The organism is Pseudomonas sp. P9_31 (assembly GCF_034008235.1).
In the GTDB taxonomy this organism is placed as follows: domain Bacteria; phylum Pseudomonadota; class Gammaproteobacteria; order Pseudomonadales; family Pseudomonadaceae; genus Aquipseudomonas.
The window spans coordinates 1,457,330-1,482,149 of sequence record NZ_CP125375.1 but is presented as its reverse complement, the minus strand read 5'-3'; the positions used below and the strand labels follow the sequence as shown (position 1 = coordinate 1,482,149).

9 protein-coding genes and 1 pseudogene are annotated in these 24,820 nt (G+C 59.9%); 6 read left to right on the top strand and 4 right to left on the bottom strand.

The genetic code is table 11. The features are described from left to right. The first annotated feature begins 31 nt into the window (after nucleotides 1-31). From QMK51_RS06670 to QMK51_RS06645, 6 genes and pseudogenes are all read left to right on the top strand, one after another. Nucleotides 32-757 carry an RDD family protein gene (locus QMK51_RS06670; protein ID WP_258699385.1) on the top strand — a complete coding sequence of 242 codons (726 nt, stop codon included), beginning with the start codon at nucleotides 32-34 and terminating at the stop codon, nucleotides 755-757. Then, on the top strand, nucleotides 754-1,731 hold the full coding sequence (locus tag QMK51_RS06665) for a stage II sporulation protein M (RefSeq protein ID WP_320393515.1): 978 nt from the start codon (nucleotides 754-756) through the stop codon (nucleotides 1,729-1,731). The genes QMK51_RS06670 and QMK51_RS06665 overlap by 4 nt, the downstream gene beginning before the upstream one ends. Continuing rightward, on the top strand, nucleotides 1,718-3,262 hold the full coding sequence (locus tag QMK51_RS06660; RefSeq protein WP_320393514.1) for a DUF4129 domain-containing protein: 1,545 nt from the start codon (nucleotides 1,718-1,720) through the stop codon (nucleotides 3,260-3,262). Before QMK51_RS06665 ends, QMK51_RS06660 begins: the two co-directional genes overlap by 14 nt. Next, nucleotides 3,259-4,422 (top strand): DUF4350 domain-containing protein, encoded by a 1,164-nt coding sequence (locus QMK51_RS06655; RefSeq protein ID WP_320393513.1) that lies wholly within the window; start codon nucleotides 3,259-3,261, stop codon nucleotides 4,420-4,422. Before QMK51_RS06660 ends, QMK51_RS06655 begins: the two co-directional genes overlap by 4 nt. Then, on the top strand, nucleotides 4,419-5,420 hold the full coding sequence (locus QMK51_RS06650) for a MoxR family ATPase (RefSeq protein ID WP_320393512.1): 1,002 nt from the start codon (nucleotides 4,419-4,421) through the stop codon (nucleotides 5,418-5,420). Before QMK51_RS06655 ends, QMK51_RS06650 begins: the two co-directional genes overlap by 4 nt. 169 nt (nucleotides 5,421-5,589) lie before the next feature. Continuing rightward, nucleotides 5,590-6,922, top strand: a pseudogene (locus QMK51_RS06645) (DUF58 domain-containing protein). Between the two features lie 23 nt (nucleotides 6,923-6,945). On the opposite strand, the gene QMK51_RS06640 reads toward QMK51_RS06645, so the two are convergent. The 4 genes from QMK51_RS06640 to QMK51_RS06625 form a co-directional block, all read right to left on the bottom strand. After that, the gene (locus tag QMK51_RS06640; RefSeq protein ID WP_320393511.1) at nucleotides 6,946-10,827 is read right to left on the bottom strand and encodes a hypothetical protein; all 3,882 of its coding nucleotides are present in this window, start codon (nucleotides 10,825-10,827) and stop codon (nucleotides 6,946-6,948) included. Beyond that, nucleotides 10,824-15,353 (bottom strand): neuraminidase-like domain-containing protein, encoded by a 4,530-nt coding sequence (locus QMK51_RS06635; RefSeq protein WP_320393510.1) that lies wholly within the window; start codon nucleotides 15,351-15,353, stop codon nucleotides 10,824-10,826. Before QMK51_RS06635 ends, QMK51_RS06640 begins: the two co-directional genes overlap by 4 nt. 85 nt (nucleotides 15,354-15,438) lie before the next feature. Then, on the bottom strand, nucleotides 15,439-20,103 hold the full coding sequence (locus QMK51_RS06630; protein ID WP_320393509.1) for a Tc toxin subunit A: 4,665 nt from the start codon (nucleotides 20,101-20,103) through the stop codon (nucleotides 15,439-15,441). Nucleotides 20,104-20,326: 223 nt separating this feature from the next. Then, nucleotides 20,327-24,415 (bottom strand): hypothetical protein, encoded by a 4,089-nt coding sequence (locus QMK51_RS06625; RefSeq protein ID WP_320393508.1) that lies wholly within the window; start codon nucleotides 24,413-24,415, stop codon nucleotides 20,327-20,329. Nucleotides 24,416-24,820 lie beyond the last annotated feature (405 nt).

Here is a 24,820-nt window from a genome sequence, read left to right as displayed (position 1 = left end):
GATTCGCAAACCAGCCACACCAAGGTTGCCCATGCTCGAGACCACAGCACTGCCAGGGAAAGCGACGCTGGCCCCGCCACTGGACACGCGGTATCAGGTCGAAACGCCCGAAGGCATCGACTTGCCGCTGCGCCCGGCCGGGTTGATGGTCCGTGCGCTGGCATTCGCCATCGACCTGGGCCTGCGCGGGTTGATCCTGGGCCTGCTGTTTATGGTGTTGGCGTTTCTCGGAACACTCGGTGCAGGGCTTGGCTCGATTCTGCTGTTCGTGGTGAGCTGGTGGTACATGGTGCTGTTCGAGGTGCTCAATCAGGGCTGCTCGCCGGGCAAGCAATGGATGGGATTGCGCGTGGTACACGACAATGGCACGCCGATCGGCTGGTCCGCTTCGTTGCTGCGCAACCTGCTGCGATTTGTCGACATGCTGCCGTTCGGCTACTTCCTCGGGGCGATCAGTTGCCTGCAACATCCCACCTTCAAGCGCCTCGGCGACCTGGCTGCCGGTACGCTGGTGATCTACCGCGAACAGCCCCTCACCCGGCCGCAACTACCCGACGTCCCGCCGCGGCGCGCAGCCTTCACGCTGACACTGACCGAGCAACGCGCCATCCTCGGGTTTGCCGAACGCCAGGGTGAACTCTCCGAGGCGCGGGTCAAAGAACTCGCCTCGATACTCGCGCAACCGTTGCAGGTATCGAAGCCACAGACCGTGGCCGAACTCAACGGCATCGCCCGTGGACTGTTGGGCCCCACATGAAGCAAAACCTTTTCGAAAGCCGCCACAAGGCCGAATGGGAGCAGTTTGCACTCATGCTCGAACAGCTGGAACGAGGCAAGGAATCCTCACGAATCGCCAGTTTCCCCAAGGACTATCGACGGCTCTGCCAACACCTGGCCCTGGCTCAGGAGCGCGGTTACAGCAGTTTTTTGATCGATTCATTGCAGCAGCAAGTGCTGCGTGGGCATCAACAGCTTTATCGGCATCGCAATCGACTGGGTGCCAACGTGTTGAGTTTCATCCTCGCCGATTTCCCGCGACTGGTGCGCGAACAGTGGCGCTTCGTGCTTGCCGCCGGCCTGATGTTTTTTGCCAGCCTGATCGGCTTCGCCTTGCTGGTGTATCTGTTCCCGGACCTGGTCTACAACCTGATCCCGGCCGAACAGGTCAGTGAAATGCAAAGCATGTACGACCCCGTCGCCGGTCATTTGGGACGTTCGGCCGAACGGGCGGCCAGTGAAGACTGGATGATGTTCGGTTACTACATCATGCACAACATCGGCATCGCTTTTCAGACCTTCGCCAGCGGTTTGCTGTTTGGCCTGGGCAGCGCGTTTTTCCTGTTCTTCAACGGTTTGATGATCGGCGCCGTGGCCGGGCACCTGACGCACATCGGCTACGGGCAAACCTTCTGGTCGTTCGTGATCGGCCATGGCGCCTTCGAGCTAAGCGCCATTGCCCTGGCCGGTGCCGCCGGCCTGCAACTGGGCTGGGCCTTGATCGCGCCAGGTCGTTTGTCACGGGCCGAAGCCCTGCAACTGGCAGCGCGCAAAAGCGTGTCGCTGATTTGCGGGGTCATGCTGTTTCTACTGATTGCGGCGTTCATAGAAGCCTACTGGTCGTCGCGGACCGCAACTGCGCCGCTGACCAAATACCTGGTTGGCGTAGCGCTCTGGGTGTCGATGGCGACTTACCTGCTGTTTGCCGGACGGACCCGCCATGCGCCTGAGTGACGCCAGCGTAGTGATCCGCCCGCGCACAAGCTGGGAAGCCATGGACCTGGGCGTGCTGCTGAGTCAGCGCTATCGACGCCTGCTGATGACCAGCTGGGCCATCGTGACCTTGCCAATCTTCGCCCTGCTCACCCTGATGCTGTGGGACTCGCCCTCCCTTGCCCTGTTCCTGTTCTGGTGGCTCAAACCGGCGTTCGACCGGCTGCCGCTGTACATCCTGTCCAAAGCCATGTTCGGCGAAACGCCCACGCTCAAACAGGCCCTGCGCCAATGGCCGCGCCTGCTCAAACCGCAACTGCTGGCCAGCCTGACCTGGCGCCGCCTGAGCCTGAGCCGCAGTTTTCTGATGCCGGTGGTGCAACTCGAAGGCCTGGGGGGCGAAGCACGACAACAACGTTTGCGCGTGCTATTGCAGCGCAACGCCGGTGCCGCGCAGTGGTTGACCATCATCGGCGTGCACCTGGAAGGCGCGCTGTGGATCGGCCTGATGGTGTTGTTCTACATGCTCTTGCCGCAGCAAATCGAACTCGACTGGGGCTGGCAGACCTTGATCGCCGCCGCCGTGCAGGACTGGCTCTGGCTGGAACACCTGACCAATGCTTTTTACGCCCTGGTGCTGGTGGCCTGGGAACCGGTCTATGTGGCCTGCGGTTTCAGCCTTTACCTGAACCGGCGCACGGTGCTGGAAGCCTGGGATATCGAGCTGGTGTTCCGCCGGTTGCGCCAACGCTTGAGCAGCGCAGTCGTCACGCTGCTGCTGGCCGCGATCCTGCTGATGCCGACGGCGCAAAGCGTCTGGGCCGCCGAACCGGTCATTTCACCGGACAGCCCGCGTCTGCTGGAACAACCGCTGACCAGTCAGGCGTCCCGGGACAGCATCAAGGCCATCCTCGATCAGCCACCGTTCAAGAACAAGGAAACGGTGACCCGCTATCGGTTTGGCGATGACAAACCCGCCGCCGATACTGCGGACAATGGTCAAACGCCCGCCTGGCTGAAGGCGCTGTTCAGCTTGCTGGACAGCCAACGCTTCGGCGCATTGGCCAGCCTGATCGAAGTGTTGCTGTGGGGCGCGGTGATCGGCGCCATAGGCCTGTTGATCTGGCGTTACCGCGACTGGTTGCAGGCGTTCGTCAGCCGTCGGCCAGCGTTAAACCGTAAAGTCGCGCGGCCGTTACCGCAGCAGGCGTTCGGCCTGGACCTCAACCGCGAAACCCTGCCCGCCGATGTCGCGGCCAGCGCCGAAAGCCTCTGGCAGACCCACCCCCGTGAAGCCCTCGGGTTGCTCTATCGCGCCTTGCTCAGCCACTTGCTGAACGACTTCAACATGGCGCTCAAACCCGCCGACACCGAAGGCGAGGTGCTTCAGCGCGTCGAACAACTGCAACAACCTGCCTTGCTGGCCTTCAGTAAAAGCCTCACCGGGCACTGGCAGAACATGGCCTACGGGCATCGCCTGCCCCCCGCGCATTTGCAACAGGAACTCTGTGACGGCTGGCGCGCTCTATTCGGCCCGGGAGCGGCCCGTTGAACCGCAGGGGGTGGCTGGCGGTCGGCGTGTTCATCGCCGTGCTCCTGGGCGCATTGAGTGTTTACCTGTATTTCAAGGCCATGCCCTATCAGGTACAAATCGAACACGGCCCGTCCCCTGAAGCCCAGGCCAACCCCTACCTGGCGGCCGAGCATTTTCTGCGTAAACAGGGCCTGACCGTCAGCCACGCCAACAGCCTCGACATCCTGCCGACCCTTGAGCCTCATCGGCGCAGTTTGTTATTGCTCGGCGATCGGTCGAACATGTCCCCGCGACAGGTGGATCAGGTGTTGAACTGGACCCGGGCCGGCGGGCGCCTTTTATTTGTCGCCGAAGCCCTGTGGGATGAAAAGACCGGTCAGAGCAATGATCTGCTGCTCGACCGGGTGCAGCTGCACCAGTTCCTGAGCAAAGACCTCAAGGACTCGCCACCCGATCTCGACGACGACCCCTACCCCAAACTGACCAAGCTCTATCTGGAAAACGAAGAGGCACCGGCCTACTTCAGCTTCGACACGGCGTTCCACCTCGACGATCCGAAAAACCTCGCCCAGGCCTGGGCCAACAGTGGCAAGGCCACGCACATGATGCAGCTGGGGCACGGGCTGGGTTCGATCACCGTGGTCACCGACGCCGACCTCTGGAAAACCCCGGCCATCGACCGGTACGACAATGCCTGGCTGCTGTGGTACCTGACGGCCGACACCGACGTGACCCTGCTGTTCAATAGCGATCGCGACAGCTTGCTGACCTTGCTGTGGCGCTACTTCGCGCAAGCCTTGGTGGCCCTGATCGCCTTGATCGCTTTGGGGTGCTGGCATGTCGGCGTGCGCAGCGGCCCTTTGCTGGAACCGGCCCCAAGGGCGCGTCGGCAACTTCAGGAACACCTGCGTGCCAGCGCCGACTTCATGCTGCGCCGCAGCGGACAGCACAGCCTGTTGCACGCCTTGCAGCAAGACATTCTGCGCCGTGTCCGTCACCGTCATCCCGGTTTTGAACAACTCGGCGTCGCCGAACAATGGCTGGTGCTCGCACGCCTGACTGGCCAACCCACACGCGCCATCAGCCAGGCCATGAGCCCGCGACCGAAACAGCGGCTGTCCAGCGCTGAATTCAGCCGTCAGGTCGCCCACCTGCAAACCTTGAGGAACGCCTTATGAGTGAACAGATCGAGCCCGGCACACAGACCCACGTCGCCCAGCAGCGCCAGCGCGCCAGCCAGTTGGCCCAAGCGGTAAGGACGGAACTGCAAAAAGCCGTGATCGGCCAGAACACCGTGATCGACGACGTGCTCACTGCCCTGATCGCCGGCGGCCATGTGCTGCTCGAAGGCGTGCCGGGGTTGGGCAAGACGTTGCTGGTGCGCGCCCTCGCCCGCTGCTTCGGCGGCGAGTTCGCACGCATCCAGTTCACCCCGGACCTGATGCCCAGCGACGTCACCGGCCACGCGGTGTACGACTTGCAGACCGAGCAATTCAAACTGCGCAAAGGCCCATTGTTCACCAACCTGTTATTGGCCGACGAGATCAACCGCGCCCCGGCGAAAACCCAGGCAGCGCTGCTCGAAGCCATGCAGGAACGCCAGGTCACCCTCGAGGGCCGTGCCCTGCCCATCACGCAACCGTTCATGGTGCTCGCCACACAAAACCCGATCGAACAGGAAGGCACTTACCCGTTGCCGGAAGCCGAGCTCGACCGCTTCATGCTCAAGGTGCGCATGGACTACCCGGACGTCGATCAGGAATTGAACATGGTGCGTCAGGTCAGCCGTTCGACCCGAGCCGATATGCTCGACGTGCAACCGCTGCGCACCGTGTTGCAAGCCAAGGACGTGCTGGCCTTGCAGCGCATTGCCAGCGACCTGCCGCTGGACGATCAGGTACTCGATTACGCCGTGCGCCTGGCCCGCACCACCCGGACCTGGCCGGGACTGACCCTCGGTGCCGGGCCACGCGCCTCAATCGCGCTGGTACGTTGCGCCCGTGCTCGGGCCTTGCTGCGCGGTGGCGAATTCGTGATTCCCGACGACATCAAGGGCTGCGCCCTGGCGGTGCTGCGTCACCGTGTGCGAATTGCCCCGGAGCTGGACATCGAAGGGCTGGAAGTCGATCAGGTGCTCAGGCAACTGCTCGACCAAGTGCCGGCGCCGCGCCTGTGAACACAGCCATGCAGACCACCCCTGTGGCGAGGGAGCTTGCTCCCGTTCGGCTGCGCAGCAGTCGCAATACCGGTAGGCGCGTTTTACCTGACACTCTGTGTCGGCTGGTTTTGGGGCTGCTTCGCACCCCAGCGGGAACAAGCTCCCTCGCCACAAGCGATGTGCGCCAATGAAACCCTCGCGCCTGCTGCTGATCTGGCTCGCCGTGCTGCTGGCCATCGGCATCGTGCCGGGCACACTGCGGGCACTGGACATCGAGGTTCCATCGAGCCTTTTATCGATCAACTGGGGATTGCTACTGGCGCTGCTGGCCTTGGCGACACTCGACGCCATCCGCCTCAAGCGCCTGCCCTCGCCCCGCGTGCAACGGCAGATGCCCGGCAGCCTGGCGCTCGGTCGATGGGGTGAGGTGCGCCTGGAGATCGCACATGATTTTGCCCAGCCATTGAACATTCAAATCTTCGACCATGTACCGAACGGCCTGGACTTCGAACACCTTCCCCTGTCGGTCGAGCTTCAACCCGGTCAGCACAGCCAGATCGGCTATCGTTTGCGTCCCCTGAAACGCGGTCACTTCACCTTCGAGCGCTGCGAAATCAGCCTGCCAAGTCCAATGGGCCTGTGGTCCGACAAACGCCTGCTGAACGTGACCGACAACACCCGCGTCTACCCCCGACTTCGCCCGTCTCTATGGCGGCCAGCTGTTGGCGGTGGATAACTGGTTAAGCCAGCTCGGCGTGCGCCAACGCCAACGACGCGGCCTGGGGCTGGAGTTTCATCAACTGCGCGAATTCAGAGAAGGCGACAGCCTACGGCAAATCGACTGGAAGGCCACCGCCCGACAACGCACGCCGATTGCCCGGGAGTACCAGGACGAGCGTGACCAGCAGATTATCTTCATGCTCGATTGCGGTCGGCAAATGCGTAGCCAGGACGATGAGCTGTCGCATTTTGATCACGCGCTCAATGCCTGCCTGTTGCTGAGCTACGTGGCCCTGCGCCAGGGTGACGCCGTCGGCCTGAGCACCTTTGCCAGCGAACAGCCGCGCTACCTCGCCCCGGTCAAAGGCACCGAACACCTCACGGTGTTGCTCAATACCGTCTACGACGTCGACAGCAGTCGACGAACCGCCGACTACCAGGCTGCGGCGAATCAATTACTGGCCAGACAGAAGCGCCGGGCACTGGTGATACTGATCACCAACCTGCGCGACGAAGACGATGAGCAATTGCTGACCGCCGTCAAACGCCTGAATCTGCAGCATCGTGTGCTCGTGGCGAGCCTTCGGGAAAACGTGCTCGATGAAATACGCCATCGCCCGGTGCAGACTCTGGACGAAGCACTGGCCTATTGCGGGACGGTGGATTACCTGAACGCAAGCGCGCAACGCCATGAGCGCTTGAGTGCTCATGGCGTTGCGGTGCTGCAAGCCCGGCCTGGGGAGTTGGGGGCCGAGTTGGTGACGCGGTATTTGAGCTGGAAGAAAGCGGGAGCCTTCTAACCTTCGATCAAACCTGCATTCGGTTACTCAATCAGGAATTTCAGTATTTGTGGAGAATCCGGGTATTGAGAGAACGTCAGCTGATAGATGTAATCTTCAATGCCCCATCTCGAAGCGATCACTGTCCACTCCAAAGTCAGTTCGTTGAACTTGCGTGGGGAATCCAGTCCCGGGTCGAATCCCATATCAAACTCTCCAAGCTGTCGGAACGACACCGACTCGTTCAGACATTCTGGCGGAACCGAGATGCTGAACTCGACCGGGCTCCCCAGCGCAATCTTCACGACAATCTCGGAATCCTTGATTTCGCACGGTTGATTTCCCACGCGATAGACAATAGCGGCCGGCAGCCCGGCAGAAGGAACCGGTCCCAACGACATCGCATTGACCGGCGATTGCTTGAGCAGGCGCGATGCCTCAAGTTGCAGGTTGTAAGCCCCGCCGATTGTGCCGGTGCACTGCCAACTCAACCCTTCTGCAGTCAAGGTTCGGGCAACGCCCAGCGCCGGCTGCACATTCGTAATCCCCAGCTCTGAGGGCAAGGAGTCCCCCTTCAACCCCAGGCAGACATCACGGCCGAGCAAATGGCTGCTCGCATTGTCGACCACCAACTTGATGGTATGAGCTTGGGTAGTCCGAGGAAACCTGGTCTCTTCGCCCCAGACTGTGGAAGGAACGTCAGCGTTCAGCTGAATCCGGGCATCGTCCCAGACACCCGCCGCCAATACCTTGAAACGGAAGGTATGGAACGGATCCGCCTCAGCGCCATCGCTGACACCTTCCAGCGTGGCGACGACCACCTGAACATCCTTTGCCTGTTCGGCCTTGTAGGCAAAATACGCCCACCCCTCGCCATCCGTTTCCACCCGTGCATGCTCTAGCTCGGCCGTAAAAACCACCTCCACACCGGAAGCGGCCCGTCGGGTGCCGGACGAGCGAACGTTGATCCCCAGCCAGACGCTTTCGCCCACCACCGGATCAAAAGCGGCCTCGCGCACCTCGCCGATCTCGATAGCGTTGTGTCCTGGTTCCTGCTCTTCAGACATGAGCGATCCTTCGTCCGTCATTGTTGTAGAAGTCGACACAGGAGGCGAATCCGATCCCATGGGTGCTGCGGCCAACACTGTGAATTCAAATGTGAAAGAGGGGGCGTCGTCGGGGCCATCGTAAGGGCTTGGCACGGTCGCAATCACCTCTACAGGGCCCGCTTGTGTGGCTGTGTAGGCAAAGCGTGCCCAGCCAGTCTCCTGTGTCGGAACCGGCGTAACAGTGTCGCCATCCTCATAGCTGACCACGACACCGGGTACTGACCGCTCGGTGTAATACGACTGGGCCTTGATCTCCAGAAAGGCGGTCTCGCCCACAAACATATCGAAAGTAGGCCCGCGTACGTCGGCTATCTTGATTCGGTTGTGCCCCAGCGACATAGGCACCGGAGGGTAAGTGAACCCGGCTTGATTGAGTTCCAGCGAGAGCCCCAACGCGCCGCTTTCGGTACTGGCGCGAGCGTCCAGCGTCCACTCCAGGCCATTACTTGGGAGATCCCGCGCATGGTCAGGCGCCAACGTCACATCGAGGGCATTGCTTGAGGCCCACTTCGCGGCGACCTCAAGCCCGGTCAACAGGCTGCCCGCTTTTGGCGTAAAGGCTAAGGTGTGCTGGCCTCCCAGGCAGGGATAGGCCATGTTTTCGAGGGCCAATTCCTTGCCGTCAAACGTGAACGTTCCGTCGTCCTCAAGCGTTTGTGACAGTAATCGTCCCTGCAACGCATAGGGGGCCAACTCGTCATGACACACATGCAATTGGAAAGGCGCACTGATATCGGCGGTTGAACGAACCGTCCAGATCAATCCGTCTCTGGTCAATCGACGCTTGTCTTTCATCGAAGGTTCGAAATCAAAGCCCAAGTCGGCATCACTTTTCAGATCCAGATAGATCTCTTCGTCCAACAGGGTGTCGTCACCGGGCAAGATCAGCAGGTCCACCGGCTGTGCACCGCGAAAACAGAGGAGTCCGACCGATCCCTCTTTCCGGCCATCCAATGTCACCGTGACCAGCTTGCTCCATGGATCCTTAGCCAATACCGTGACCGAGAACTCATGCTCCGGCTCCGCATTATCGTAAGGGCTGACGGCTTTTGCCTTGATCTTGAAAGGGCCTTCTGCGACAGGGTCGTACCCGTATTCACACCAGCCGTCTGCTCCCGTCGGCAGCGTGGGCTCTGGTGTTCCATCAATGCTCCACTGAACATCAACCTCCCGGACCGCCTCCACACCGGGCACTAGCGAGCGAATCTGAACGGACATCGGCAGCTTCGGACCGCCCACCGCAGGAAATCTCGACGGCGGCTTCACATCCCCGATAGCCAACCAGTTGTGGGCCAGGTTCAGCGTTTGCGAGGGCGACCGGTTGAGCAATTTCGAGCAGCTGACATGGAATTCGAAAACACTGTTTCTTCGGTTTTCACACGCCATGCGCCATGCCAACCCGCTCCCCACAACGGGTTCCCCGGTTTCAAGCTTGGGGTTGAATGTCACACCCAGTCCTTCAGGTGTGTCCTCCCCCGTCCAATGCAGCGACAGCTCGGAGTCGGCCAATGCGTGACCTGACAGGAACGCCAGCCTGACTTCATGGGTGGCTCCGCGGCAGGGGTATCCGGTTTTCGCCCCCCACATCCATTCACGGGGCGATCCATCCAGCGCAAAAGTCGCACTCAGCCACGGGTCCTCCTTCAGGACACGCACCTTGAACACATGCCGGGCATCGTCCTTTTCATAGTGGCTGTCGACCGAGGCCACGATCTCCCAGTCGCCTTCTACGTCCGGTGTCCAGGTAAAAACGGCCTCGCCGTTCCCGCCTGAGGGTTGCATGTCCAACACGATATCGTCTGCAGGGGTCGGGCCTTTCAACGTCCAGGTGACCAAGCGATTGGCCAATGGCGTTTTGGTGTAATGGGACTCCACCCGCACCCGCAGTTCCACGCTCTGATCGAGGTCGATCACCGGATAGTAAGCGGCCTCCTGCAGCGAGATCACATCCAGCTGAAAATGACCGGAAACCGTGCGCAGCGAATACAGGTCGGCGGTGTAATAACTGCGTACGTGCAGGGTGTGCTCAACTTCCTTGTCTTCAACAATCCCGGCGCAGGTTATCGTCCACGGGTCGCTGACTGGATGCTCTAGCCCCCACCGTGGGCCGGCACTGAGAATGTTCTCAGGATCAGACACGCCGCCGTTCACCAGCAACCCTGCGTGCGTTCCATTCCACGCATTGCCGCCGGTCACTTGCAGCGCAACGTCATGATGGGCGCCAAAGCACAGGTGCAGCGGTTCAGCGGTGGATTGTGGTTCGTCATCGATCATCACACTGTCCAGCTGCAACGGCTCCAGCTGCAACTCCAAACGCATGAAGGTGACCCGCACGGCGCCCGGCCTGCCCGGCCCGCCATTATCCGGACTGATAACGGTAAACCTGACCGTAGTTTCCGCAGCATCGAGGGTGAGCGGGTAAGCGTACTCGGTGAGATTGAGATCCAGCAGAGGTTGGTCGAGATTCAACGCCTGTTCGGCTTCAGCCTCGCGCGAAGGCACAAGCCTCAGGTCCACTTCCCCGCCCAGACCAGGATTGATCCGCAGCGTACCTACGGCGCCTTGTACCGCCTCGTACCAGAAAATCAGCTTGTAATCCGCCTTGCCGGGTTCAGGGCGCGGCGATGGTGCCAAGGTAATCGTCTGGTAGCCCTCCCCCATATTGACGGCATTCATGAAGCCGATCGTTTTGCCCTGCCATAGCCCTTCCTGCCGGGTGACCTTTATTTCGTCATTGATGATCCAGTCGTTCAGAACATCCTGAAAGTCGCCGTTGAGAATGAAGTTGTGGTTGGCGTATACATTTTCTTCGCTCATGGCTGCGTCTTCCTTGCGCGTGTGGTACCCGTGGCCTGATCGGGCGAACTGGTTTCGGAGGTAGATTTGAGCAAGCCCTCAACAGCGGTGGCGAAGTTCGCCCCGCCATCCCGGGCTTGATATCTCAGCGTCAGAATGACGTCCGTCAATGACTGCAGAAGACTCGCTTGGGAAGGCTGGCCATGCCTGGGGAACGTCAAGACATAACTGGCATGGGCGCCCGTTTTTTCAAAAGGTGCGTAACGGTCATCATCCACAGCATCGACAATGCCGTTGTCGTCCAGCCCCAAAGACAACCCTATCTGCTGGTAAGGACGCAGGTTCTGCACCAGAGAACCCAGAACCGGCGTGGCCCCATCTACACCGTGCAAGTGTTCGACAGTCTTGATTTCCGGCTCAAGAGTCGTGGCGCTGCTGATTTGCACCAGCGTGGCGCAAATGTTCTGGTAAGGCCCCAACAGACCGGGGAAGGTCAGTGACAACCCTTGGACCTGACGGCAGTAGTGGCCCGGGTAGTCTTGATCGAAGAGTTTTTCGTTCAGCTCGAATTCCAGCTTCCCTATATCTAAGCCCTCCTTCCACTTGACCTCGCCCATCAGCGTCTTGAGGGAAATCGTTTTCACCAACTGCAGCCGGCGCTCGTCGCGCTTGATGCGCGCAGCCGCCATCCTCAGCAGATCCAGCTTCAGCGAAGCACCGGTCGTGAACCCGTGGCAGGTGTCCATCCAGACATCCGGGCGGATAAAACGGGTCTTGTAGTCAGCCATTTCATACTGCCAACAGGTTTCGGCACACAGGCACAGGCCGGCGACCACGTCGTAAACCTGGTAGATCAAAGTCTTCACTTGCCCAACGACCCAGTTGCTCAACTCCAGGCCAGTACTGCGGTTCTTGTAGAACGCGTACACCGCCTTGGCCTGATGATTGGCTATTTCAGTCTGTTGCAGACTGGCCCGGGCGGCGCTGATCGCGTGATCCTGGGCCAGCAGTTGCTCGCGCAACACCCGTGCCTCGGCATTGGACTGGTCGCGCACCAGCTCCCATTCTTGCTGGCGCCGCCTCTGCTGCTCAATGATGCTGGCCTCTTCGGCTTCGCGCATCGTCAGATCCGCCGTCAACTGAGCCACCTCCGCGAAAGCGTACGGGACAGCCGCCAGACGCATACCGCCGTTGGATGTCCCAAAGATATTGGGAGCCAGATCCAGTGCCGCCCCTGCGGCCCGAAATGCCCCAGCGCCCCCGGCGACATACCGGGCAATCCTGTTTTTTTCCAGAACGCCGTACTCAGCCTCGGAAACCCCTTCATCGATCAAGTTCTGATAGTGCTGCGCGCGGGCCTTGATCATGCTTTCGCTTTGCCGCAACGACGCAGCGGTGGCCTCAAGCTGGGCGATCGTCGCCTCGTGGATCGAGCGGGCATAGTCAGCCAATTCGATCATGTGGCCTTGTTGCAACTCCTCCAATTCGCCCCGGTCACGCTGCTCCAGCCATGACCTGAGCTGATCCTCTTGCTGGATCAGAAACTCCACGCCCTGCAGTGCCAGGTTATGCACGGTTTGCCATTTGTAAGGCACGACCTGCACCTGCCCCCCCGGGTGGCGGAACGTCCCCAGAGTGCCATTGGCTTGCGCCCGCAACAGCTCCAACGGATCCATGGTCGGGCTGAACAGCGGAATCGACAGCGGCTGACCGTCGATCGAGCGGTTGTTGCGCAAGTTGTTCAGCCGCGCGTCGAGCAGGTCCCACAAGGCTTTGGGACGCTCATTGAGCCCGGGGCGAAACACACCTGAGCCCAACAGGTCGAAACGCGGCGTGGTCAGCATGCCGGTGGGCAGATCGGCCAGGCTGAGTTCAAAGTCGGCTTCGAAGGCTTTCAGGGGGTCGCGCCCGCTGACGCTCGTCAACACGTCTTTGAGTGGCTTCGGTTGCCATGTGCTGGCCGTTTCAGTGACCGGTTCTTCGCCGATCAAACTCCGTGCCCTGCTGTAGTTCAGCGCGGCGTGAACCATGCTGTCGTAATCCAGGTGGCGATAGAGGCCGTCCCCCCACTCGATCAGGTTTTCCACATAACGCAGAAAAATGGCGATCTTGAAGTGAATCGGTGCGGTATAACCGATCGCGTCCGGATCCGACGGCGCCGCACGTTCATACGAACTATCAATGTTCTCGTTTTGCAGCGCACGGCAGCGCCAGTACGCCGGTGCCGGAATCACCACCGGATCATCGGGCTGCGGGCTCTCCGACGGCTTGACCTCGCGCGCCAAGGGGTTGAAGACGTACTCGTACCAACTCTGCGCTTCGTGGTAACGGCCTTCCGCCGACAAGCGTGAACCCACCAGATCCGGTGTATGGAAAAACAGCTCCCAGAAGTACAAACCGTTGCAGCCGTCGAATGGCCCGTTTTCCTCAATCGTTCCATCGGGCATGAGCGGCTCGTCGACATGCTGGGTGTCCCAGGAAAGCAACGCATCGACCGACACTGCCGCCCGGCTGGTCAGCACGGGGCCGAACGTGGAGTTCACCCGTGAGTACTTGAGCACCTGTTGGCTGTTGTTGAAACTCAGAAACTGCGCCCCCTCGGCGCTGCTCTTGTCGAGGGACGGGGTGGTGTAAAGGCGCGGTCTCTCGTTCAACAAGACGGAGAACTTGTTGCGCCCGTATCCTTTTTGGCCCTCATCCGCCTCACCGAAAAAAAAGTCAATATTCGAACCAATGGGAAAATTGTTAACCCCCAACGATGCGGTTTCCCGGCTATAGGTCCGCCAAGGGGTCGCGTATTGACCGTCCAGTACGCCGGTCGAGATCCAGGGCAGTGGATCAGTTTCAGTCGATTGATCCATGTTGAGTTTGAAGACCACAGGGGCATAGAGAACCCTTGGCACCACCTGATTTTGCTCATTCAACACGGCATCACCCAGGCCGGTGATGAAAAAGCCGGCGCCGGCCCGAATCTCGTCTTGCGTTCTTCCAAGCAGATACGTCAATGCAGTCGCAGAAAGCGTGGCCACGGCTTCTGCCACCCAAATCCCGTCACCGACCGATGTTTCCTTGAAGTCGGCGGCAGCGAATGAATGGACCGTTTCCTTGCTGGCATCTTTGGGCAGTTGCACGTCATAAGCCTGCGACGGCTTTTCCCGCGTGGTCAGCGTGATTCGCAACTGCTTCTCGCCGGCATCGACAATGCTGATGTCGACAGACGTATCCTCCGTCACCGCCCTCCAACTGATCGACATGCGCTGCAGTACACGACCGTTTTCCTGCACGGCATCGCAGCGTCCCCGAACCCTGAGCACCTCATAAAAGTTGCTGTCCGCCCCTTGCTCGCGGGTATAGACGGCATCCAGAAAAAAATTCGCATTGATTGAGCCTGACGTTTCCACAGCGCGGGTAATGGTGACCGTCGAATAATCCTGTGGCACCACCTTTTGTTGCAGGCTGGCCGCGTTCCTGAAACGGCCAAAGGTCATCGTCAGCAGGGTCGCGGTGTCATCGGCCACCTTGCGGAACAACGCATCGCGGGTTTCATGAATTTCGATTTCATGGAACGGTGCCCGCCCGTCCAGGCCGTGGCGGTTGGTGTAACAAACGGCCAATCGATCGTCCTTCGGATCACCGTCGCCCAGTGACACAACGGTCAATCGGCCATTGGACACGTCGTACTCGCAGTCACGCTGATGCAGCGACAGCGGCACCGACCACTGACCGTTCAGGGAGCTGAAGGACAGTTTGATTTCCAGCGACCAGGGTGTCTGCACCACGCCGTTGCTATCGACCTGGCGCTCTCGCCATTCACACCAGACCAAAACCGGGAGCCCCAGCCAATTCACGCAGCGGATGTCCACTACGGTGCCGGTGGTGGCGATATCGATCTTCTGCCATTCACCCCAGGCAGCCGGGTTGATTTTTTTGCTGGCGTTGTCCAGCTCGACGTTGACACTGCGCAAGTAGTAAGCAAACGGCGCTGTCCGTTCCTGCCCGATCAGGTAATAGCGTGCGTCCTGAACGTTCGCCCCGTCGATGTAGCCGCTGAGCACGTCAAGATCACAGATGCGCTGGAAGGCCTGGGTGTACTCCATCAAGCCCCTTTGCACCGACCCGGTACTCAGGCGCATCTGATTAAGGCTGTTTTCCAGCGCCAGAAACAGCGTGGTTTTGTTCAGGCGCAGTGACGGGACAATGTAGTTTTCCGCCTGATCCTTGAGCAACACATTGGCCGACCACGTGCTGTAGTGACTCAGAATCCCGTACCAGTACTGCAAATCCTCCTCTTCGAAATGGCCGTTTTCGTACCCCTTTTCCATGCCGCTGTAGACCGACTGGATATGTTGCTGCAACGTCCGCACGGTCGAGGAAATCCGGGTGGCCTCCAATTGCGCACTGTCCTGGACATCGAGCATCAGATATTCGCTCAATTCCTCGGAGGTACGCAGGGTGACGGCGCCTGACCATAGCTTCTGACCCAGCACCGCTTCCACCATCGCCGCCGTGTAACGTTGCGTCAGCTCATTGATTTGCAGCGTTTCCATTGTGTTTTTCTCCCTGTCGCTGGGTAATGACCCGACCGGCCTGCAAACGCAGTGTTCAGGCCGGGCCTGCGGACAACCAATCAGTTCATGATGTCGACGATGAACGTCGGGTGACGGGGCGTTTGCCCAAGGTGCCTTCGATCACCAGTGCCTCATTCAAGCGGTCGCAGAACAGGCTCAGCTGGAACCGACCGTTTCGGATGTCGGCGGTGCGGATCTCCACCTGACAGGGGTCATCGGTGAACTCGAAACGCGTGGCCAAAGGTGGGGTGAACACCATGCCCAGCGCCTGGGTGGAATAGTCGGAACTCCACCCCAGCGCACCCTGGCTGCCCCGGAGTTGCGAGGCGTCGGCCGGAGCGATTTCGAGGCGGTAATGGCCATTTCGGAACAGGGTGAGCTCGTCGGTGCCGGGGGTGATCGGCACACGGATTTCGCCGCTGAGCCCAATCTCGATCAGCTCGACTTTCCATTCGAAGGCGCGAACGACAGTCAAATCGAACCGTTGCGTGAGCGGTGGATGAAGCACCAGATCGGCGGTCACGACAAATAGGCCAGGCAACGCCGACGTGAACGGATACACCGCTCGACCTTGCGCATCGGTCGCAATGGACACCTCCACGGGTGGTGTCGAATTGACCTTCCACAACACCGGATAATTGCCAACCGGCTTCGCATCCGCGTCGCTCGACTCCTTCACATCCACCCACAGCAACGTCGGCCGCGTCGCGCCGGCCACCGGGAAGCGAATGACTTGCGAATAGTTCTGAATCACGGCGTCACTCGCCACCCACACCTTGACCTCGACCACGGGATCAGAGCCCAGTTGTGCATAGATCGTCAGATCGCCGGACTGCGGATCGGCCACCGAAAAATCGGAGAACCCGTCCGTATCGCTGGCCGCCTCGACTTTGGTCGGTTCGACGTTCGTCCACCACATCACCTTCTCGCCCGCAACGGGTGCATGGTCGAGCCCGACAATCTGGCAGCGTACCGGCAAGGCATGCCCGACCATCGCCACCGCGGTAACAGCAGGCTTGTCGAGAATCCGTGGCTTGTCGGCAAACACAATGGGACGACTGAAGGTGAGCTTGTGGCTGCCCTCCACGTTGCCGACCGCAAGGGTGGCATTACCCGGACTGACGCTGGAGATCCACACCCGGCTCAGGCCATCCTTGTCGGTGTACGTCTGGCTGGGGCGGATTTGCCCCAGCGTGGTGGACCAGGCCACCTGACGATGAGCCCCCCGGTTGCCATAATCGTCGATCAGCACAGCGTACATCTCTTGCTCCCACAGACGCCCCGCCAACACCGGATCTCGGGGCGGCAGCCCGCTCAACTCGGAATTGAACTTCAGGGTCGCCTCATCGCAGTCGATCACCACCGACGGCGCATACACCGGCTCATACAGCGGCAAATTGAACGACACATGGGCGGTGCCCATCCGCGCCCCCGCCTGGAGCCGGGCCCAGGCCCGCCCCTGATGATCGGTGCGGGTCACCGGCGTGAGCATCGCCCCCAGGTCTGTCGCCCAGTGAATGTCCACGCCCTTGAGCGGTTCACCGTAAAAGTCGAGCAGCAAGCATTCGAACTCCGCCACTTCCTGTGGCAGGTTCGCGATCAGGGTCGGGTTGTCCACCACGCAGCGGGTGGTGAAACTCTGCCCGACTTCCGCCGAATCCTGGACGGTGGTCATGGCATTGAATCGGGCCAGGCTTTCCAGCGCGCTTTGCGCGGCCAAGGCATAGGCCGGTTCCAGATCCAGCGGGTACAACGTGCCCAGGCGCAGCGCTGCCGTGGCATCCATCCCGTGCCTGGCCAGCTCCAATGTGCGATCCAGCACATCAAGGTGCGCCAGATTGCGCAGAATGGGCCGGGCCGGGCTATCGCTGCCTTCGATCTCGTGATTGATGTGCTCGGCGCATTCGAGCACATGCCGGATCCCGCAGCCGAAATAGGTGGCCAGTTTGTCGGCGGCGGCATCACGAACCAGGCGCAATCCGTCCTCACTCAGGTCGTCGGGCAACTGGTTGACCTGAAGCAGGTAGTCGAGCATTTTTTCCTCGGGCTGGCGGGCCCGGGTAATCAGCCGGCGGTAGAACGCCAGGTAGTACACTGCCCGGATCGAGATCTCGTACGGGCTCTGCAGACTGAACCATTGATACTGTTCGCCCGTCAGCAGTGTGGCGAGCATTTGCGGACTCAGCCCAAGCTTGTCGGCAATCCTGCCGCGCCGCTCCAGCTCCGCAAGCATTTGCAGGAATGAGTCCGGTTTCTCCAGCACCTGTTGCAGGCGTGCAGGCTGCAGCGTCATGGCTTCTTGCAAAAAGTCATACACGTGCCCCTGGGCCCAGGACAACACCTGCGCGGCCAGCAACGAATCCAGTTTCAGATAAACCGAAATGCCTTCCTCCACCACCACCCGCTGCTCGTCCCGGCAACGCAGCACGATGGTGCGAATGAGGTTCTGCAGAGGCTCACGTTCAGGGGCGTCCTCATCTTCCGAATAGACAGACTTGGCGATCGTTTCGATCTCTGCGTCGGCACGCGCCAGATACTGGGTCTCGGTCTCGCCATGGCGCCCGATCACCAAGCCGTTGTCGTCCACCAAAGGGCTCAGCAGCGCCAGCCACTGGACAAGCTGCTCATGACTGTCCCGTAATGGGGCACCTTCCTCCAGCAGCGTGGCCTCCTGCACCAGCACCGCTTGCGCCTGGCTGCGCAATTGCCGCAGAAACTGCTCCTGGGCCTGCGACCAAACGGTCGGCACATACACAGGGTTGACGTTTTGCACCAACCACAGCACCGGTACATCGTAGTCGCGGGCCCATGCCGCAGCACTCATTAGCCCGCGGATGGCGCTTAACGCATCCGCACCGTCTCCCGAGCCGTAACTGGACACCGCCGGCTCACCCGCCAATTGCGCCACCAGGCCTTCGCCTTCGCTCAGGGTTTGCAGCAGCGCGGTCGACTCGATAGGCGTCAGCCCGAACAATCGGCCCAGCCGCACCAGACGCCAGAAACTGGAAAGAATCGCCAAGCTGCGCTGCAAGTGTGTCTTGAGGCCATAGGCCTCGGCGATCACCGTGGCCAGGTAGCGGTAGGTCTCGAAGTTGATGTCCAGTGCGCTGCAAATCTGATGCACCGTCAGCTGTTCGGCTTCGGTGCGCGGCACGATGGCAAACTCGACATTGTCGATGCGCAGGTTTGTTTCATACATCGCCTCTCGGTTGTACACCCGATCAAAGTGCGACTCTTGCCCGTCCTGGCCGTACACCGACAGCACGTCGATGAACGCCGCGAACTCTTCGGCCTTACAGTCGTAAGCCGTGTTCAACTCCTTGAACAGCCCCAGACAACGCAGGGTATTGGGGCGAATCCAGATCGACGGTTCCCCGGTACCGCGACGTTCGGCGTTCATCGCTGCGATGAGCAGTTGATCGACCTGATGGCTGGGCAACTGCAGCATGCGATCCAGCCGGCACTTGCGATTGATCCGGTCCATGCGGTGTTCCAGAGCCTCGAAATTCGTCTCGCCCACATGAGTCAGCTCGAACCGAGCCCCCAAGCTGTCTGGCACGATATCGATAGCAGGGGCTTCCCCCCCATGGATATAACGGGCACCTGCCGTTACCCCCGTCAGCGGCACATCCGGATTACCCAGCGCCGGGGCGTTGGCCGACAGTTTGGGCGTAAAGGCACCATGCCCCAGCAAGCAATCGACCTTGCGTTGATCGAGGCGTGTTGCATCCTTGAAAATCCACAGCCTGCGCAGGCTTTCGAGGAAATTCGCCAGGCTGCCAAAGTTGTCGGGATAGAAATCGTCGGCGGACTTTTGCGGATCCGCATCGACCAGCCGTGTACGTGGATCCACCCTCCACAACGGCACGTTGGCCATCGCGCCATTCAAGGGAAAGTACGGGTCTTCCAGCAGCAACGACAAATGCAGCGGCCCGATGCCGCTGCTCAGTTGCAAGGCCACATCGGCGCGATCGCCCCGGGCGCCCGGGTTCTTGAAATACGGGTAATCCAGGTCGACCCGGCGAATCATGTCCCCCAGCGCCCCATTCTTTACCGTCTCGCCGACAACATGAGTGATGCTTTCCCAGTCGTGGTCATAGGGCAGGCTGTTGTGAAAACGGATCGTGCGCAGGTACGCCTTGACGGTCGAAATGTCGATGCCGGGCCGGGCCAAGATTTTAGCTTCAAGTACCGAGTTGGCGATTTCCAGCCGTGACTGCATGCGGTTGATCGCCATCTCGTCAATCAGCAATTGATCCACATCCGGCCGGCGCGCCTCCAGCGCGATGGCCTGGGCCGGATCGCCCTGCGGCACGATGTAGTCTCGTACCCATTCACGCAGAGCCACCATGTAAGCGGTGGTCGAAGCGCCGTGCTCAGGGCTGCCTGGCGGGGCGGCGCCGTTGATATCCGGGTTGAACTGTTCCGTGTACGTGGGCAACGGCACCAACGCCTTTTCATCGTCTGGCGTCGGTGCAGCGCGCAGACTCTGCTCGCGATACACCCTGGCCATGTACAACGCCAGGGCATTGCCACGGGCGATCAACGAGTGGGCCTGTTCGCGGCCCAGGCCAAGCTTCTGCAACCCGCCGGCGCCCAGTTTTATCAAGTCGAACACGCTGGGGTTCTGCGCGATGTAATCATCGAAAGGCAGGCCGGCATCATTGCGCTCCTCCCCCAGCACAGCCTTGACCAATTGGTGGATCGGACGATTGTCGGATGCATTCATTGCGCTATTTTCCCTTCAGGCAAAAACCAGGGCCGGATCCCGTCAGCGGGTTGGCGGTTGCTTGCGTCAGGCTGATTTAGCGCTTGCAGACAAGGGCTGGTCTACTGTCAGATCTGACAGGTGAGATGACCGCTGATCAGAACGCGCAGCCATGAATGCCATTTGAAGCGGACAAAAAAATGGCCCTCACAAGAGGGCCAGATCTGAAGGAAACAGCAAAGCGTCAGCCGGCATCGATCACCGTGAAATCACGCTCGAGCATCCAGGGGGATTGCAAGGTGTCTTTGTACCCTTTCCCTCCCATCCTGAAGCCCCCCAGTGGTAGCCCACCGGTCACGATCACCCATTGTCCCAGCGCATCGGCAACACCTTTGCCCCATATGACATTGCCGTTGCCCGATCTGTAGAGCCGCACTTCCACCCCCGGCATTGCCGTGCCGCGGATCACTTCGTGAGGGGATATCTGGGCGTCCGCGACCGGGCTGGCGATCTCGGGGCGGTCAATTTCATCGGCAACCTTGAAGCTGATGGCAGTGCTCAGCCAAGGCGAATCTTGACCATCCATGGACTGCCGGACATTGATCTGATGGGCAGTCTCTTGCACTGTCAGCTCAACTTCACAGCGCACTGACCAATAGCCTTGCGCGTTCACCGTTGTGGTGGCGTAAACAGTTTCTGTCTGATCTTCAATCACTTGAACTTCGGCTCCGGCGATGCCCCTTCCGCCGAATACCGGCCGCCGTTCGAGCTCCTGCGCCGCATCGTTCACCGGCTGATCGACAATCACCCTTTCGACAGGCATCTGGATCACCTTTACGTTGCGGTTGGGCAACAACCACTTCGACACGACGCCATCGCGTGACTGACGCACCGAATAGGTATAAACGCTTTCCGCCACCGGCAATTCGATCTGCGAGCGTACCGCCCACTTCCCGTTGCGATCCACCCGGGTCGTCGCCAATACCGTGTTCATGTCATTCACCTTGCAGATGAAGATTTCAGCCCCCGGCTCCCCCCCGCCGGAGAACATCGGCCGCCGCCCTACCTCTTGCTCCACGAGCGGAAACTGCACGGTGGGCGCTTCAAACTGGGCAGTCTTGCGCTCCACCATGAAGCGCCCGCTCTCGGCCCACTCCGAAGCCTTGCCGTCCACGGTCTGACGCACGATCACCCGCGCCGCGCCGACGGGCAGGTCCTTGTTGCCCACCACGGCCCACCGCCCATAGGCATCGGCCTCCGTCGCCGGCGCCAGCACGTCTTCGGCGTTGAACCATGAAGCGACGGTGATGCTGGCCCCAGGCGTGGCCAGGCCACTGTACAGCGGCCGGACCCCGGCCCAGTCGCCGGTCAGGGGTTCGGTGATTTGCGGTGCCGGACCAAGCAAAAGAAAAGTACTCGTGGATGACGCGAGAGAGTCCAGCCCCGCACCGGCTCGCGCAAATGCCTTGATGCCGTTGGTGGCGATCATGTTGTGCTCGAAGCTGGCCGACCAGGTGCCATCCTCCTTCACCGTGACGGGGGCGAAGTTGTAAGCACTGCCTGTCCGTTGGACATGCACGGTATCCCCCGGATAACCGAATCCAGAGATCCTTAGCAGACGGCCCAGCGCTTCGCCATTACGGGGTGTGTCGATCACCGGCACGGCTGGCACCACCGTGACGACACGCTCGAACGGTTCACTGAGGTATGTCTTTTGACGAAGCCTGGCCTCCACGGTTTTCGGCCCCACCGACAGTGTCAGCGTTTCCTCCCAACTGCCGTCCGGCTTCAATGGAATGTCTTTAATGAAGGGTTGGCTTTCACCCTTGATCGACAACTCGACGGTGCCCTGCGACGCAGTCGTTGTGCCTGTGAACGTCGACGTCCGCGCCGGCCTGCCGTTTGGCGCCGGCACCGTTATCCCGGGCTTCGGCACGCGAACCTTCACCGTCTGCGCTGCGGTCCGGTCGGATTTGTTTTCGCTGAATTGAGCGTCCTGCTGGATGGCATAAACAGTCAAACTGGCCGGGGCTTGCTCCGCCAGCGTCACCGTCCATCCACGGTCAGGGCGCACCTGGTTGCTCCCCAATGGCTGATGGGTGGCTTGCGAATAAATAACCACCCAACAGCCCGGGAAACCTGTCCCCTCAATGACCGGAACAAGATCGACCTCGGCATTGTCGGCCGTGGTGATAATCGGCACCGGGGATTTAACCGTAAACGTTCGCGTGCCCGGTGAGGATGGCTGCCCACCGCCGAAAGCCGCTGTGGCCGTGAGGGTATAGGTGCCCGGCGCCCACTCTTCGGTGGCGTTCAGGGTAAACGTGCCGCCCGTGGCCGTCAGCGGTACATCCGGTTTTCCCGGAATTTTCAAAACGATGGCCGACCCTGGCCAGGCGCTGCCGGAAATCTGCGGACGCTGTCCGGAGGGGACATTCGACGGTGGATTGCTGAATACGGGGGGAGGCGAAGGGATGGTCATGGTTGCAATTTTGGCACTCTCGCCGGACCACCGATTGTTCACCCATTGCCGTGCGGTCAGGTTGGTGTAAACGCCAGGCGCAAGATCGGCAGTTGCAGTGGTGTCCCAGATGAGGTTGGTCCGCACGGTGGCCTGTGGCACGCCGGCCAGGGCGACACCATTGTTGTAAATGCCGATCTTGACCTCATATGTGCCCCACTGACGTCCTCTGCCGGCAAAGGTAGCCCTCTGCCCGTTGACGGTGGCGGTCACGTTCGTCGGTACGGGGGTAGGGACGTTGACAGACAGATTATCAGTCCAACTGGAGTTGTAAATACGCCCGCTCCCCCCGTCGGAAACGCTTTGTTTACCGGTGAATCTGTAGCTGCCCGGTACAAAAGTTTCCGGGATATCCTTCGTCCAGTTACCCGAGTTGACCGGTGCATCAAAGTAAAAGTTGGCGGTAAAAGATTGATGAATGTGCATTTGAACGCCGGTACCGTTATAGCCGGTGCCGTACAGCTCAACACCTTCCCCTTTTGGCCTGGATAACAGGGTCGGTTCGGGCGGTCGAATCAGGAACAGTTGGGAGACGCCACGCCCGGAAGTCTTGCCGCTGTGGGTCTGCCGTGCCACCAGCCTTCTTGGCCCTGGCTCTAACGTCACGTTGGCGCTCCAGGTACCCGCCTGCGCCGCGGCACCATTACCGACCACGGTGTCTGTCATATCGATGAGGACTGCAACTGCGGCGCCGGGCAACCGATTGTTACCACTGACGGAAAAGGTCCGTTCCTGAGTCAAACCATCGGCAGGTGAACTAATGGCCGGATTTCCTAAAACGGTAAAGGTGACGGGTAATGTGTAACCCGGCGTGAAGCCGGGATAGGTAAAACTTGCGGTCGCCGTCAAGCGCCCGCTGGGCCACTGCGCAGTCATGGGTGACTGCCAAGCCATGGATGAGGGAACGAGAACGGGTTGGGCCAGGACATCCCCATAATCCGCCCTCACCACTGCCATTGTAGAATCTGGAGCGGCGGTACCACGGAAGATAACTTCGCTAATGGGCAATACATCGCCCTGGGCTGGCGAAGTGAGCGTCGCCAGATAGATAGTCGGACTGTTTGTGTATGTAGATAACTTACTACCTATTTGTTGCCAGGCTTGTGTATCCAAACTCACAAGACCGGCCGGGAATTTGACACTCGCGCTCCAACTCCCATCAGGTTGGATAACAGCGGTGGGGGCCTCGTAACTATAGGCATTACGAATGCGTACGGTACCGGCTCCGTATATGCCTCCGCCCCCTGTCATCGTAAAAGGGGAAGCAGGAACATTCTTGATCGGTTTGAAGGTTGGGGCAGGAACTGTATATGACACTCTCACACCTATGTTCATCGGAACATCCGACGTACCCGCTCTGTCATATATGTATTGAAAGTTTATCCACGCATAATCGGAATTACCTGCTACGGAGCTGCCTCCACTGATGGTGTGCCATTGACCATCCTGGGTGGCATCGTCGTTACTCAGTTCTGAATACCCCCAACTGCCTGCCGAACTCATAGACAGGTATACGTTGCCGGAATGCCTGCCATTGCTCAAAGCCCTGTATCGCTTTGCCTGACAAGTAAATAATTTCCCGGCTGCATCCCATGAGTATTCCACCTCAAGTTCTGCCCAATAACTCTCTTTTGTCACACGCAACGTTGTCAACACAAACAAATCATTTTCTTTTTGTCCCGAATCAACAACAAGAGTCACATCAGCTGGCTGTTCAACGACTTCAGGTTCTTTTTCAATATCGTCAGTAAGGCGTATTTCTTCCAGTGCATTACCAAGCAGATTTTTTTTGACATCATCGTTTATATCCATGACTGACACCGTTATTTTCACGATTTTGGAAACTCTGCCCGGAAGCGTTCTTGAACTATTGAATGCCAATCCATCTGGCCCCCGCACCTGACAGATCTGACAGTTCCAATAAACGGTAATCCACGGTAAAGGTGTATTTCAGAAGCTTTCAACGCCGTCATCCCTCGGCTACAACGGGTTGCGCCATTGCCTACAGATCCGCCAGAATCCGCCGGCTTGTGCGCCTTGTGCCTGTCCCGTAACTTGATCCGTGCCGCTGCCAATCAGTGGTCGGGTTTAGTCGCCCGGGGGTGTGTCACCAATGTGTATAAGCGTCATCAAGTCGGGTACTCCCTATCCCCGCACTCGATGGTGGCTGTGCGCAGGGCGCTTCGGCGCGCCGGTTTTTGGTGATACCCCCCGGTC

Excerpts from the sequence above, each read along its gene's own strand:
- QMK51_RS06670 (WP_258699385.1), top strand. The coding sequence starts at position 32 with ATGCTCGAGACCACAGCACTGCCAGGGAAAGCGACGCTGGCCCCGCCA.
- QMK51_RS06665 (WP_320393515.1), top strand. The coding sequence starts at position 754 with ATGAAGCAAAACCTTTTCGAAAGCCGCCACAAGGCCGAATGGGAGCAG.
- QMK51_RS06660 (WP_320393514.1), top strand. The coding sequence starts at position 1,718 with ATGCGCCTGAGTGACGCCAGCGTAGTGATCCGCCCGCGCACAAGCTGG.
- QMK51_RS06650 (WP_320393512.1), top strand. The coding sequence starts at position 4,419 with ATGAGTGAACAGATCGAGCCCGGCACACAGACCCACGTCGCCCAGCAG.
- QMK51_RS06640 (WP_320393511.1), bottom strand. The coding sequence starts at position 10,827 with ATGAGCGAAGAAAATGTATACGCCAACCACAACTTCATTCTCAACGGC.
- QMK51_RS06635 (WP_320393510.1), bottom strand. The coding sequence starts at position 15,353 with ATGGAAACGCTGCAAATCAATGAGCTGACGCAACGTTACACGGCGGCG.
- QMK51_RS06630 (WP_320393509.1), bottom strand. The coding sequence starts at position 20,103 with ATGAATGCATCCGACAATCGTCCGATCCACCAATTGGTCAAGGCTGTG.
- QMK51_RS06625 (WP_320393508.1), bottom strand. The coding sequence starts at position 24,415 with ATGGATATAAACGATGATGTCAAAAAAAATCTGCTTGGTAATGCACTG.